At 65.3% G+C, this 12377-nt stretch carries 12 protein-coding genes and 1 tRNA gene; 7 read left to right on the top strand and 6 right to left on the bottom strand.

The window, feature by feature from the left end; all coding sequences use genetic code 11:
- Positions 1–88 precede the first annotated feature (88 nt).
- From AC54AF_RS26185 to AC54AF_RS26175, 3 genes are all read left to right on the top strand, one after another.
- A complete protein-coding gene (locus AC54AF_RS26185) occupies positions 89–877 on the top strand; it encodes a class I SAM-dependent methyltransferase (protein WP_496638908.1) in 789 nt (262 codons plus the stop codon).
- A 47-nt stretch (positions 878–924) separates the two neighbouring features.
- Positions 925–2682, top strand: a complete 1758-nt coding sequence (locus tag AC54AF_RS26180; protein WP_496638907.1) for a GspE/PulE family protein — start codon at positions 925–927, stop codon at positions 2680–2682.
- A gap of 68 nt (positions 2683–2750) precedes the next feature.
- Positions 2751–2826 (top strand) — tRNA-Lys (locus AC54AF_RS26175).
- A 71-nt stretch (positions 2827–2897) separates the two neighbouring features.
- On the opposite strand, the gene AC54AF_RS26170 is transcribed toward AC54AF_RS26175, so the two are convergent.
- Genes AC54AF_RS26170 through AC54AF_RS26155 form a run of 4 tightly spaced genes read right to left on the bottom strand, consistent with a single transcriptional unit; the run spans position 2898 to position 5662 of the window.
- Positions 2898–3707 carry an aldolase/citrate lyase family protein gene (locus AC54AF_RS26170; protein ID WP_131689639.1) on the bottom strand — a complete coding sequence of 270 codons (810 nt, stop codon included), beginning with the start codon at positions 3705–3707 and terminating at the stop codon, positions 2898–2900.
- A 5-nt stretch (positions 3708–3712) separates the two neighbouring features.
- Positions 3713–4516: a 2-oxo-hept-4-ene-1,7-dioate hydratase gene (hpaH, locus tag AC54AF_RS26165; RefSeq protein ID WP_131689631.1), complete on the bottom strand. Its 804-nt coding sequence runs from the start codon at positions 4514–4516 to the stop codon at positions 3713–3715.
- A 1-nt stretch (position 4517) separates the two neighbouring features.
- Positions 4518–5219 carry a flavin reductase family protein gene (locus tag AC54AF_RS26160; protein ID WP_496638906.1) on the bottom strand — a complete coding sequence of 234 codons (702 nt, stop codon included), beginning with the start codon at positions 5217–5219 and terminating at the stop codon, positions 4518–4520.
- Complete coding sequence (locus AC54AF_RS26155; protein WP_496638905.1) at positions 5219–5662, bottom strand: VOC family protein; 444 nt, start codon at positions 5660–5662, stop codon at positions 5219–5221. Before AC54AF_RS26155 ends, AC54AF_RS26160 begins: the two co-directional genes overlap by 1 nt.
- A 173-nt stretch (positions 5663–5835) precedes the next feature.
- Between AC54AF_RS26155 and AC54AF_RS26150 the strand changes: the two genes are divergently transcribed.
- From AC54AF_RS26150 to AC54AF_RS26140, 3 genes are all read left to right on the top strand, one after another.
- A complete protein-coding gene (locus AC54AF_RS26150; RefSeq protein ID WP_131689634.1) occupies positions 5836–6399 on the top strand; it encodes a MarR family transcriptional regulator in 564 nt (187 codons plus the stop codon).
- Positions 6400–6486: 87 nt separating this feature from the next.
- Positions 6487–7953, top strand: coding sequence for an NAD-dependent succinate-semialdehyde dehydrogenase (locus AC54AF_RS26145; protein WP_496638904.1), 1467 nt, complete (start codon positions 6487–6489; stop codon positions 7951–7953).
- A gap of 65 nt (positions 7954–8018) precedes the next feature.
- On the top strand, positions 8019–8429 hold the full coding sequence (locus tag AC54AF_RS26140) for a hypothetical protein (protein WP_496638903.1): 411 nt from the start codon (positions 8019–8021) through the stop codon (positions 8427–8429).
- Between the two features lie 14 nt (positions 8430–8443).
- On the opposite strand, the gene AC54AF_RS26135 is transcribed toward AC54AF_RS26140, so the two are convergent.
- Positions 8444–8947, bottom strand: a complete 504-nt coding sequence (locus AC54AF_RS26135; protein ID WP_496638902.1) for a hypothetical protein — start codon at positions 8945–8947, stop codon at positions 8444–8446.
- A 3-nt stretch (positions 8948–8950) separates the two neighbouring features.
- Complete coding sequence (locus AC54AF_RS26130; RefSeq protein WP_496638901.1) at positions 8951–9976, bottom strand: lysozyme inhibitor LprI family protein; 1026 nt, start codon at positions 9974–9976, stop codon at positions 8951–8953.
- 193 nt (positions 9977–10169) lie between these two features.
- On the opposite strand from AC54AF_RS26130, the gene AC54AF_RS26125 reads away from it, so the two are divergent.
- Positions 10170–12326: a prolyl oligopeptidase family serine peptidase gene (locus AC54AF_RS26125; RefSeq protein ID WP_496638900.1), complete on the top strand. Its 2157-nt coding sequence runs from the start codon at positions 10170–10172 to the stop codon at positions 12324–12326.
- Positions 12327–12377 lie beyond the last annotated feature (51 nt).

Below are 12377 nucleotides of genomic sequence, written 5' to 3'. Positions count from 1 at the left end.
ATGCCGGGTGGTGTGGCAGGGGAGCGGCCCTTCAGGGCCGCCCCCTATGCCGATCACGCTATAATGCGGCACACTTTCAGGCCGCCTTATGCTTATCAAACGAAAATCCATCGAACAAATCGAATCCTCGCGCCCTGCGCGCAAGCCCCGCTATGCCCCTGTCACCCTGTCCGAAATGGATGGCGTGCGCTATCTGCATTTCGGCACGGAATGGGTGCAGGGCGCCATGCGCATCCGCAAACCGGACTGGCCGGAGCTCGAATACGCGCAGCAGATGATGGCGTGGATGCTGTGGATCGAGCAACCGCAGCGCCTCGCCCAGCTGGGCCTGGGCACGGCCGCGCTGACCAAGTTCTGCTACCGCCAGTTCCCGCAGGCACAAGTCGAAGCCATCGAACTGAATCCGTCCGTCATCACCATCTGCGCCTCGATGTTCAAACTGCCGCCCAACGACGAGCGCCTGCACGTGCGCGAGATGGATGCGCTCGACTACGTCAACGACGACGCCCACCACGGCACCCTGGACGCCCTGCAGGTGGACCTGTACGACGCCACGGCGCGCGGTCCCGTGCTCGACAGCGCCGATTTCTATGCCGCCTGCTGCGCCTGCCTGGCGCCGCACGGCATCATGACGGTCAACCTGTTTGGCGACCACCCCAGCTACGCGAAGAACATCAAGGCGATGAAGTTTGCGTTTGAACAGGTGATCTGCCTGCCGGAAGTCCATGATGGGAACGTGGTGGCGATCGCATTCAAGACGAAAGTGGCGCTCGATACCGAGGCGCAAGCGGCCCTGCTCGAACGCGCCAAGCAGATCGTCGCCGAGACCAAGCTGCCCGCCAAGTCCTGGGTCAAGGGCATCGTCAGCACCCTGTAAGCGCCGGCACACCCAGGCAAGGCCGGCAGCCTGGAAAGGCGCCGGCCATGCCCGCTTCCCCTCCTCCTTCGCCCGACACGCCGCTGGAGCTGCCGCAACTGCTGGCCTGGCTGCAGGAAGACGGCTTGCTCGACGCGGCGCAAGCGGCCGCCATCGACGCCCAGGCCGCCATGCTGCCGGCGCCCGCCCTGCATCCGCTGTGCAGCATCGCCCACGGCGCACTCACGCTCGATACCCTGTGCGCCTGGCTGGCGCGGCGGGCCGGCCTGCCATATGTGCGCATCGATCCCTTGCGCATCGATTTCAGCCAGGTGGCCGACGTCATGACGGCCGGCTATGCGGCCCGTTTCAATATCCTGCCCGTGGAAAGCACGCTTGACCGCATCGTCATCGCCACGGCCCAGCCCTACGCGCTCGCCTGGCAGGCGCAGCTGGGCAACCTGGCGCCACGCAAGCTGAGCCTGGTCATCGCCAATCCGCTGCACATCGCCGACGCCATCGCACAATTTTTCAGCCTGGCCAGCTCCGTCAAGGTGGCCCGCCAGGCGTCCACGCAAGACCTGGCGCTGCGCCACAATTTCGAACAACTGGTGGAGCTGGGGCGCAACAAGGGCAACCTGGACGCCAACGACCAGCACGTCGTGCGCATCGTCGACTGGCTGTGGCAATACGCGTTTGCCCAGCACGCTTCCGACATCCACCTGGAACCGAAGCGCGACGCGGGCCTCGTGCGCCTGCGCATCGACGGCCGCCTGCATCAGGCCTACCAGTTGCCGCCCGTGGTACTGCTGGCCATGACGGCGCGCATCAAGTTGCTCGGGCGCATGGATGTGGTGGAAAAACGCCGTCCGCAGGATGGCCGCATCAAGACGCGCAATGCGCAGGGCCAGGAAGTCGAACTGCGCCTGTCGACCCTGCCCACGGCCTTCGGCGAAAAGCTCGTCATGCGCATCTTCGACCCGGAAGTGGCCGTCAAGAGCCTCGCTGAACTAGGCTTTCCGCCTGCAGACGCCGAACGCTGGCGCCAACTGACGGCGCGCACGCACGGCATCGTGCTGGTGACGGGCCCCACCGGCTCGGGCAAGACCAGCACCCTGTACAGCACCTTGAAGGCGCTGGCCAGCAGCGAAGTCAATGTGTGCACGGTGGAAGACCCCATCGAAATGGTCGAACCGGCCTTCAACCAGATGCAGGTGCAAACCCAGGCCGGCATCGAACTGTCGTTTGCCGATGGCGTGCGGGCGCTGATGCGGCAAGATCCCGACATCATCATGGTGGGCGAGATCCGCGACCTGGCCACGGCCGAGATGGCCATCCAGGCGGCGCTGACGGGCCACCTGGTGCTGTCGACCCTGCACACCAACGACGCGCCCTCGGCCGTCATGCGCCTGCTGGAACTGGGCTTGCCTGCCTATCTGCTGGAAGCGTGCCTGGCCGGCGTACTGGCGCAACGCCTGCTGCGTTGCCTGTGCGCGGGCTGCAAACAGCCGGGCGCCGCCCCGGACGCCGCCGCATGGCAGCGCCTGACGGGCGGCCAGCTGGAACGGCCAACCACCGCATACCGCCCCGCCGGTTGCACCCTGTGCCGGCACAGCGGCTACCTGGGGCGCGCCGGCATCTACGAACTGCTGAGCGTGACGGAAACGTTCGGCCAGCTGGTCAAGGCGGGCGCCGACCTGCACGCGCTGCGCCGCCAGAGCATCCTCGACGGCATGACGCCACTGCGCATCGCCGGCGCGCGCAAGATCATCGATGGCACGACCAGCATCGACGAAGTGCTCAAGCTCACGGCAGCCCTGCATTAGCGGGCCAGCACTTTCTCGCAGGAATGCTTTGCATTCTTTTTCAACTGATATATAATGCGGCCTCTTTCGGGTCGTTAGCTCAGCTGGTAGAGCAGCGGACTTTTAATCCGTTGGTCGCAGGTTCGAATCCCGCACGGCCTACCACGAATGCGCAGTACCAAAAAGCCCATCCTCACGGATGGGCTTTTTGCATTTCCGCTGCCCGGATTGTTCGCTCAGTACACTTGTCCGCCGCGCGGCAAGGCGGCCGTGGGCAAGCCGCGGTATCGGGCCGCCAGCGCCTGCGCGCCCTGCGCCAGCAACGACACGTCCGTGCCCACGGCCACGAACAGCGCCCCCAACTCCAGGTAGCGCCGCGCCAGCGCCTCGGCCCCCATCAGGATGCCGGGCGCCTTGCCGTGCGCGGCGATGGCGAGGATGGCCGCCTCGACCGCCTGCTGCACCTCGGGATGCAGGGGGTCGCCCAGGTGGCCCATGTCGGCCGCCAGGTCCGCCGGGCCGATGAAGACGCCATCGACGCCGTCCGTGCGGCAGATCTCGTCCAGCGCGGCGAGGCCGGCGCGGCTCTCCACCTGCAGCAGCACGCACACGCCCTCGTTCGCCCGCGCCAGATAATCCGGCTGCCGGTTCCAGCCCGAGGCGCGCGCCAGCGCCGCGCCCACGCCGCGCCGGCCCTGCGGCGGATAGCGGCAGGCGGCAACGGCCCGCGCCGCCTGTTCGCCGCTGTCGATCATCGGAATGAGGACGCTGGTGGCGCCGATATCGAGCAGCCGCTTGAGCTCCACGGCATCGTCGGAGCCGCTGCGCACGACGGCGTGCACGGCATGCCCGGCCAGCGCCTGCAATTGCGCCAGGATGGCATCGGTGGTATTGGGCGCGTGCTCATTGTCGATCAACAACCAGTCGAAGCCGCTGCCGCCCAGCAGGTCGGCCGTGTAGGCATTGGCCAGGCCCAGCCACAAACCCGTTTGCGGCCGGCCCTCGCGCAGGGCCAGCTTGAAGCCGTTTTGCGCCGTGGCGCCGATGCCGCTCACGTGAACGCGCAGGCGACGCTGCCCAGCTGGCCGTAATCGGCATGGAAGGCATCGCCGCGCCGCGCATACACGGGGCGCGTGAACGAGCCGCTGAGGATGATCTGCCCCGCCGCCAGCGCCACGCCATGCGCCGCCAGCCGGTTGGCCAGCCACACGACGCCGTTGGCCGGGTGATTCAGCACGCCGGCGGCCAGGCCCGTCTCTTCGATGACGGCGTTGCGCGACAGGATGGCGCCCACCCAGCGCAAGTCGAGCGCATCGGCGCGCACGGGGCGCCCGCCCATCACCACGCCCGCGTTGGCGGCATTGTCGGCGATGGTGTCGAAGACCTTGCGCGGCCTGCCGCTGGCGCTGTCGATCTGCTCGGAGCGGGCATCGATGATCTCCAGCGCCGGCACCACGTAGCGCACGGCGTCGAGCACGTCGAACAGGGTGACGTGCGGCCCTTGCAGGCGCTTGCCGAGTATGAAGGCCAGTTCCACCTCCACGCGCGGCACGATGAAGCGCTCGGCAGGAATGGCCGCGCCATCGGCCCAGAACATATCGTCGAGCAGCGCGCCGAAGTCGGGCTCCTCTATCTGCGACGCCATCTGCATGGCGCGCGACGTCAGGCCGATCTTGTGGCCCATCAGGGTACGCCCGTCCGCCAGCTTCATGTCCACCCAGCGGCGCTGGATGCGGTAGGCGTCGGCGATGTCGATCTGTGGATGCTCCAGCGAGATCTGGCGGATCTGTTGTCTGCTGCGTTCCGCCTCGTACAGGCGGCGAGCCAGCTGCTCGATCAGTGCGGGTTCCAGCATATTATTTCCTTGGTAGTGATGACTGCGTTTCCGGGCCGGGAACGCCGGCCAGGTAAGCGTGCGCCTCGCCGTCGGCCTGCATCTGGCGCCAGCGCTGCGGCGTCGGCGTGGGCATCTGGAACGCCTCGCCGATGCCGCAGTACCATCCCGGGTTGTGCAGGCGGGCGATCAGCTGCATGGGCGCGGGGTCGATGTACAGGCGCGCGCTGTCGCTGACGGCGGCATCCATCACGTGCATGCCGGCGATATCGGCCAGCACCAGGGTGCGCCGGCCATCGATATCGATCAACTGGCGCGTGCGGCATTCGAACGAGGCAGGGCTGTCCGCCAGGCGTGGCACGGCCACCTGGCGGCTGGGCGCCAGCGCCAGCTGCGCCTCCAGCGATTCGTCCACGTCCGCGTCGAAGTCGATGGCCGTCACGTTCATGCGCCGCGCCAGCGGCCGCGACACCAGGTTGACGACGAATTCGCCGCGTGCGGCGATATTCGCCGCCGTGTCCTTCGGCTGGCCGCCGCGCGCGCCGATGCACAGGCACAGCAGCGGCGGATCGCCCGACATCAGGTTGAAGAACGAGAAGGGCGCCACGTTGACGGCGCCATGCTCGTCCAGCGAAGAGACCCAGGCGATGGGGCGGGGAATGACGGTGGCGTGCAGCAGCTTGTTGCGGCCGGCCCCATCGAGCGCGTCGAGATCGAAATACATCAGCGATCCACGGCTGCCGGCTTGGCGATGCCGGGACGGCGCGCATTTTTCTGATGCAGCTCCACCATGTTGCCGGCCGGGTCGTGGATGAACAGCTGCTTCAGGCTGGGCGAGGCTACATTGTCGAGCGTGAAATAGGCGATGCCGCGGCGCTGCAATTCGGCCTCCGCGGCCAGCACGTCCTCCACGCCCACGGCGATATGGTTGTTGACGGGGTCCAGGCCCGGCCCCTTGGCATACGGCGACGGCCCGTCGCTGCCGAGTATGTGCAGCTGCGTGCCATTCGGCAGGTTGATCCAATAGCCCTGGATGCCGGGGATATGCCAGCGCGTCTCGTCCTGCGGCAGGGCCAGCAAGCCGTGGTAGAACGCCAGCATCTGCTCGGCCTGCGCATTGCTGACGCCAAAGCCCACATGATGCAACTCCAATACCTTGATACCCATCTTGTCTCCTCCTTCATCATTGAAAACCGGCCGCGCAGGCCGCTCTTTTTAAAATATAGTACGCCTGACGTACTAAGTCAATATACTACGTTAGACGTATTATTTTCGAACACCTGCGCCAGCGCCGGCGGACGATCTATAATCGGCCATCTTCCCCCTGCCCCGATACCGCCATGACCGCACGTCCACGCAATACCGAATCGATCCCGCCGACAGCGGCGCGCAGCGCCGAGCAGGCGCTGGCGCCCCACCTGGAGCTGATGACAAAAACGGCGCGGCGCGGCACCGATCGCAAGATGGCGGCCACCGGCATGCTGATGCTGTGGCTCGGCGACGACATCAACGCCGCCGTGAATGGCGAACTGGCGGCGCACGGCGTGTCGGAGAGCAAGCTCGACATCCTGATGCTGTTCGACCTGGCCGAGCGCGGACTGCTCGAGGTCGAGACCCTGACGCCCTCCTTCATCTCTGCCTACTTCGGCGTGACACGTTCCAGCGTGACGGGCCTGATCGACTGGCTGGAACAGCGCGGGCTGCTGGCGCGCAAAGCGCGCGAGGAAGACCGGCGCAGCCTGCGCCTGGAGCTGACGCCGCAGGGCCGCGACCTGCTGCACGGCGCCATGCCCGACTTCTGGCACGCCTGCGCCGACATCGTCTCGCCGCTCAGCGCAGCGGAGCGCGAAGCGCTGCATAGCTCGCTGGGCAAGATCTGGCTGCACCAGAAACAGAAAAAATAAACGCCGCGCCATCGACCGAATGTCCTTGACAAATAATAGTACGGTAGGCGTACTATAAAAAAGGAATATTCAACGATGGAGGAGAGCATGCAGCATCCCGCACTACAACTGAACGACCCCACCCTGCTGCGCCAGCAAGCGTATATCGACGGCCGCTGGTGCGATGCCGACGATAGCGCCACCATCAGCGTCACGAATCCGGCCACCGGCACGCTGCTGGGCAGCGTGCCGAAAATGGGGACGGTGGAAACGCGGCGCGCCATCGCCGCCGCTGACACGGCATGGTCGGCATGGCGCAGGCAGACGGCACATGCGCGCAGCGCGATCCTGCGCCGCTGGCACGGGCTGATCCTGCAGCACGCGGATGACCTGGCGCGCATCATGACGGCCGAGCAGGGCAAGCCGCTGGCCGAGGCAAGGGGGGAAATCGCCTACGCCGCCTCGTTCATCGAATGGTTTGCCGAAGAGGCCAAGCGGGTCAGCGGCGAGACCCTCGCCTCGCCCGCCGCCGACAGGCGCCTGCTGGTGACAAAGGAGCCGATCGGCGTGTGCGCCGCCATCACGCCGTGGAACTTTCCCTCGGCCATGGTCACGCGCAAGGCCGCTCCCGCGCTCGCGGCCGGCTGCAGCATGGTCCTGAAACCGGCCGAGGCGACGCCGTATTCCGCCCTGGCGCTGGCCGTGCTGGCCGAGCGGGCCGGCGTGCCGCCTGGCGTTTTCAATGTGCTGACGGGCGCCTCGCGCGCCATCGGCGGCGAACTGACAGCCAACCCTGTCGTGCGCAAGCTGACCTTTACCGGCTCGACGGAAGTGGGCAGGACACTGATGCAGCAATGCGCGCCGACGATCAAGAAGCTGTCGCTCGAACTGGGCGGCAATGCGCCCTTCATCGTCTTCGAGGACGCCGACCTGGATGCCGCCGTGGAAGGCGCCATCGCCTCGAAATTCCGCAACGCGGGCCAGACTTGCGTGTGCGCCAACCGCCTGTACGTGCACGACGCCGTCTACGAGGTCTTCGCGCTCAAATTGGCGACCGCCGTGGCTGGCATGCGGGTCGGCAACGGCATGCACGAGGGCGTGACGCAAGGCCCGCTGATCGACCTGCGCGCCGTGAAAAAAATCGAGGAACACATCGCCGACGCCACGGCGCAGGGCGCGCGCCTGCTGGCCGGTGGACGCCGCCACGCGCTGGGCGGCAGCTTTTTCGAACCCACGGTGCTGGCCGGCGTCACCGCCGGCATGCGCGTGGCGCGCGAGGAAACTTTCGGCCCGCTGGCGCCCCTGTTCCGCTTCCACACGGACGACGAGGTATTGGCGCAGGCGAACGCCACCGAGTTCGGCCTGGCCAGCTATTTTTATACGCGCGATATCGGCCGCATGTGGCGCATGGCGGAAGGCCTGGAGAGCGGCATGGTGGGCGTCAACACGGGCGCCATCTCGAACGAAGTGGCGCCATTCGGCGGCGTCAAGCAGTCCGGCCTGGGACGCGAAGGGTCGCACTACGGCATCGACGACTACCTGGTGATCAAATACCTGTGCATCGGCGGCGTGTAGCGTGTCGGGGAGGCGGCAAGTGCGGGTATACTGGCGCGTTGCCATGCCCTCAGGAAAGACGTACCGTGAAAACCGCCGCCCTGCTGCTGCCCGCCCTGTTGCTGTGCGCCTTGCCATGGTCTGCCCAGGCGCAGGCGCCGATCATTCTCGATGGCCAGTACAGCGCCCGCACGGACGAGATGAGCCTGGAAATCATCGGCAACCGCGTCTGCTTCGCGCCCGACAAGGCGCAGTGGGGTCGCCTGCCCCGCCCTGCCGCCCAGCATGAGATATGGTTTTGCTTTTCCAACGATGGCGAGGCGCGCCGGCTGCTGCGCGTACCCGCGCGCCAGCACGACAATTGCGGCTGGCAAGCGCATGCGCGCATCGTCATCGACACCTATCAACCGTATGTGGAACAAGGCGACGGCAACGACATGGCGCGCCTGGCGTCGGTCATCAAGGTGGCGCAACCGAATGCCATCGCCTGCGAGTAATCAGTTCAGTTCGATCAGTCCAGTTCATACTCCTGCAGATACCGGGCAAACAATTCCCCATCGGACAGCGGGCACGCAAACCCGGCGCCCCAGTCGGCCAGCAGCAACCTCTCTTTCAAGGGCAGCAGCAGCAGTTCGGGCATGGCGTCGCTGCACCACAGGTCGCACACGATGCCCGTGTCATCCAGACCGGCAAACAGGGTTTCCGTCGTCTCGCCGCCAAAGGCCAGCACATTCTTGCATTCCACGCGGTAGGTGCTGTAGCCCGTGTACACGGCGTCGTACGGCGGCATGGCATCGGCCAGCGCCAGGCGCAGCTGATCCGCTGTGAGGCCCAGCGCACGCAGCGGCGACGGTGGCGCCTCGGGCACGTACATCTGCGTCCAGCCGGCGCCGCTGCGGTGCGCATCGGCGAATGCCTGTTGCTCGCCCATCTGCGTCAAACAGTGCTGTAAATTATCCAGCGGCAGCAGTTCGATCATGCAAAAATCGTCTTCGTGATAATAGGCTTCACGCATGCTTCAATTCTCCAGCAAATCGTGTAATTGGGCATTGCGGCGCGACGTCAGCCGGCCGGCCCAGGTCTCGCTGGTGACGGACGGATAACGCACGGCGCCGAAATTCATCCAGGCATCGCGGTACGCCAGCCACAGGCGCTGGGTGGCGCGGATGCCATCCTTGCCCACGGCGCCCGCATAGCTTGCCGCCGGCTTTTTCATCAGCTTGCCGTAGATGGCGTTGAGTTCCTTGTCGAGCGCGGCCGCCTGTTCCCTGGACATGCTGGCAGGCAGCTTCCCCGCTTCGTATTCGCGCAGATCGTGCGCCAGCAAATCAAGCTCGGCCGTGCGGGCGGCGATGCTCAGGGCGGCGCGTGCCGTGCCGCTCAAATCCGTTTCATTGGCCGCGCGCGCGTCGGCAAACTTGCCTGCCGCCGCCTGCAGCTTTTGCAGCGACGCTTGCGCCACAGCCGGCATCGTTGCGCTGACTTTGCCTGTCGCCTCCGTGCGCACGCGCTGTTTCTGGCGCGCATCGATGGCGCTGCATACGCCCATCATGTAGCCGCTGGTGATGTCGTCGCATAAATCGATCATGCCACGTCCGCTGGCATTGATCTGTTGCAAGTGTTCGATGCGGCCCCGCATCTCGGCCGGCGCCGCATCGATGCTGCACGCATACTTGAGCGCCAGCAGCGGGTCTTTCTGCACGCCCTGTCCATTCTGGTACAGCATCATCAAGACGGCGCTGTTTTGCGTGGCCATGGCGCAATGGCGCGCGGGGCGCCAGTCGGCCGGCTTGGGCGAGGACATACTCTTGGTATCGTAATACAGGTCCGTTGCCTGGCATTGCTGCAAGGCAGCCACGGCGGACGGCGCCGGCAGGTCGGCGGGCGGCGGCGCCGCATCCTTGACCTTCAGGCAGCCCGCATACCACGCCGTGCTTTCCGCGTGGCCCACGCCCATGGCGCTGGTATTCGGGTACGGTGCGGCGGCAGCGGCAAAACCCGGGCTGGCAAGCAGCGTGCCCGCACCCAGCAATAGCGTTTTCAATAAGGGTAGACAAATTTTCATGTTCAGGCAGCGCCAGCGTGAGTAAAGCGGCAAGTTTAACTGATCGGATACGCCCGCCGCGTCCGCCATGCGTGCGCCGGCCTGGTAAGTAACAGTACACAGCCTTGGCAGTGGAGGAAACCATGGGCAATAATGTTGCCCGCTGTACTTTTTTCACTACCGGACCACGCCCATGACCTCACCCCGTCTTCGCCGTTCCCTCGGCTCCCTGCTGATCGCAGCGGCCTGTGCCTCGCTGGCAACGACCATCCACGCCGCCGATACCACGCCGGCATCGCCAGTTGCCGCCACGCAAACCAATGCCCGGCACGCCATCACGCATGAAGACGTGTGGCTGATGAAACGCGTGGGCGCCCCCGTCGCCAACCCCGACGGGCGCTGGGCCGTGTTCTCCGTGGTCGACAGCGCCTACGATAGCAAGGAACAATGGTCGGACCTGTGGATCAAGTCCCTTGGCGACGACAGCCCCGCGCGCCGCCTGACGTATTCCAAGGGTGGCGAAGGCGCCGTGGCCTGGTCGCCGGACAGCCGCCAGCTGGTCTTCGTTGCCAAGCGTGACGGCGATGAAGCGGGACAGATTTACCGCCTCGACGTGGCCAACGGCGGCGAAGCGCAACGGTTGACGAGCTTGACCATGGGCGCGCGCATGCCGAAATGGAGCCCGGACGGCAAGCAATTGCTGTTCATCAGCGACATTTATCCAGGCAACAAGACGGAAGCCGACGTCAAGCAGAGCGCGAAAGCGCGCAAGGAGCGCAAATACAGCGCCCGCTCGTATGAAACGACGGCGCCCCGCTACTTCGACAAATGGCTGACCGACAAGCAGGTGCGCCTGTTCATCGTCGATGCGCAGCCGGAAGCGGCGCCGCGCGATATCCTGTCGGGCACGCAACTGGTCACCCTGCCGGGCTTTGGCGGCGGCCAGGGCGACGAGGGACAATCCTTGGACGCCGTCTGGACGCCGGATGGCAAGGCCGTCGTCTTCAACGCCGCCACCAACCGCGATGCGGCCCAGCGCGCAGCCGTCTATTCGCAACTGTATCTGCTGCCCGTGGCGGGCGGCGAAGCGCAGCGCTTGACGCAGGACAAGCACAGCTATGGCAGCCTGAAATTTGCCGCCGACGGCAAGACCCTGTTTGCCTTGAGCGACGCGCAAACCCCAGGCAAGGTGTATGACGTGAAGCGCCTGGCCAGCTTTGCCTGGCCAATGAGCAAGCCGGAACCGACGATACTGACAGCCAAGCTGGATCGTTCGATTTCGCGCTTCGTGCTGCCAGAAGGCGGCAAGCGCGTCCTCTTCAGCTATGAACATGCGGGCCTGGAAAAGCTGTACTCGATCGACGCCAAGGGTGGCGACGTGCGCGAGGAACCCTCCTTGCCGACGGGCACCATCAACTCGCTGAGCAGCGGTGGCAAGGCCCTGGTAGGCGTGTGGGAGTCAAGCATCAAGCCGCCGGAAATCTATGCCTTCAACGGCAAGCAGCCGAAACGCCTGACGGCCTTCAACACGGAGAAAGCGAGCAAGATCGACTGGCAGGCGCCTGAACATTTCTGGTTCACCACGGCCGACGGCCGCCGGATCCACAACATGCTTGTCAAGCCGGCCAACTTCGATCCGAACAAAAAGTATCCGCTGTTTACCGTCATCCACGGCGGCGCGGCCAGCATGTGGCGCGACCAGTTCGTGCTGCGCTGGAACTATCATTTGCTGGCCAAACCGGGCTATGTTGTCTTGCTGACGGACTACAAGGGCTCCACCGGCTATGGCGAGGAATTCTCGCGCTCGATTCAGTTCGACCCCTTGAAAGGTCCGGGTGACGAAGTCAACCAGGGTGTCGATGAAGCCATCAAGAAATATCCCTTTATCGACAGCACGAAGCTGGCCGCCGGCGGCGCCAGCTATGGCGGCCACCTGGCCAACTGGCTGCAGGCGACCACCACGCGCTACAAGGCCATCGTCTCGCACGCGGGAGAAATGGACTTGATCATGCAGTGGGGCACCAGCGACGGCGGTTTCGGCCGTGAAACGAACGCGGGCGGTCCCGTCTGGTCGAACCTGCCCGTGTGGCGCGATCAAAGCCCGGTCATGCAAGCAGGCAACCACGAAAAAGGCACGGGTTTCACGACCCCCATCCTGATCACCGTGGGCGAGCTCGATTACCGCGTGCCGGCCAACAATGCCTTGATGAACTTTGCCGTGCAACAACGCCTGAACGTGCCAGCGAAATTGCTCGTGTTCCCGGACGAAAACCACTGGATCTTGAAGGGTGAGAACAGCCGCTTCTTCTATAGCGAAGTCGAGGGCTGGCTGGCAAAGTACTTAAAATAAGGCTATGTCACCGTCAGATGTGGGAACGCTCCCAGCGTTGCTTTCAATAAC

It is taken from the genome of Janthinobacterium sp. JF4 (genome assembly GCF_059617925.1).
This window is presented reverse-complemented; position numbering and strand designations above follow the sequence as displayed.

Coding starts and splice junctions, on each gene's coding strand:
- AC54AF_RS26125 (WP_496638900.1), top strand. CDS start 10,170: ATGACCTCACCCCGTCTTCGCCGTTCCCTCGGCTCCCTGCTGATCGCA.
- AC54AF_RS26150 (WP_131689634.1), top strand. CDS start 5,836: ATGACCGCACGTCCACGCAATACCGAATCGATCCCGCCGACAGCGGCG.
- AC54AF_RS26185 (WP_496638908.1), top strand. CDS start 89: ATGCTTATCAAACGAAAATCCATCGAACAAATCGAATCCTCGCGCCCT.
- hpaH (WP_131689631.1), bottom strand. CDS start 4,516: ATGCTGGAACCCGCACTGATCGAGCAGCTGGCTCGCCGCCTGTACGAG.
- AC54AF_RS26160 (WP_496638906.1), bottom strand. CDS start 5,219: ATGTATTTCGATCTCGACGCGCTCGATGGGGCCGGCCGCAACAAGCTG.
- AC54AF_RS26155 (WP_496638905.1), bottom strand. CDS start 5,662: ATGGGTATCAAGGTATTGGAGTTGCATCATGTGGGCTTTGGCGTCAGC.
- AC54AF_RS26135 (WP_496638902.1), bottom strand. CDS start 8,947: ATGCGTGAAGCCTATTATCACGAAGACGATTTTTGCATGATCGAACTG.
- AC54AF_RS26145 (WP_496638904.1), top strand. CDS start 6,487: ATGCAGCATCCCGCACTACAACTGAACGACCCCACCCTGCTGCGCCAG.
- AC54AF_RS26180 (WP_496638907.1), top strand. CDS start 925: ATGCCCGCTTCCCCTCCTCCTTCGCCCGACACGCCGCTGGAGCTGCCG.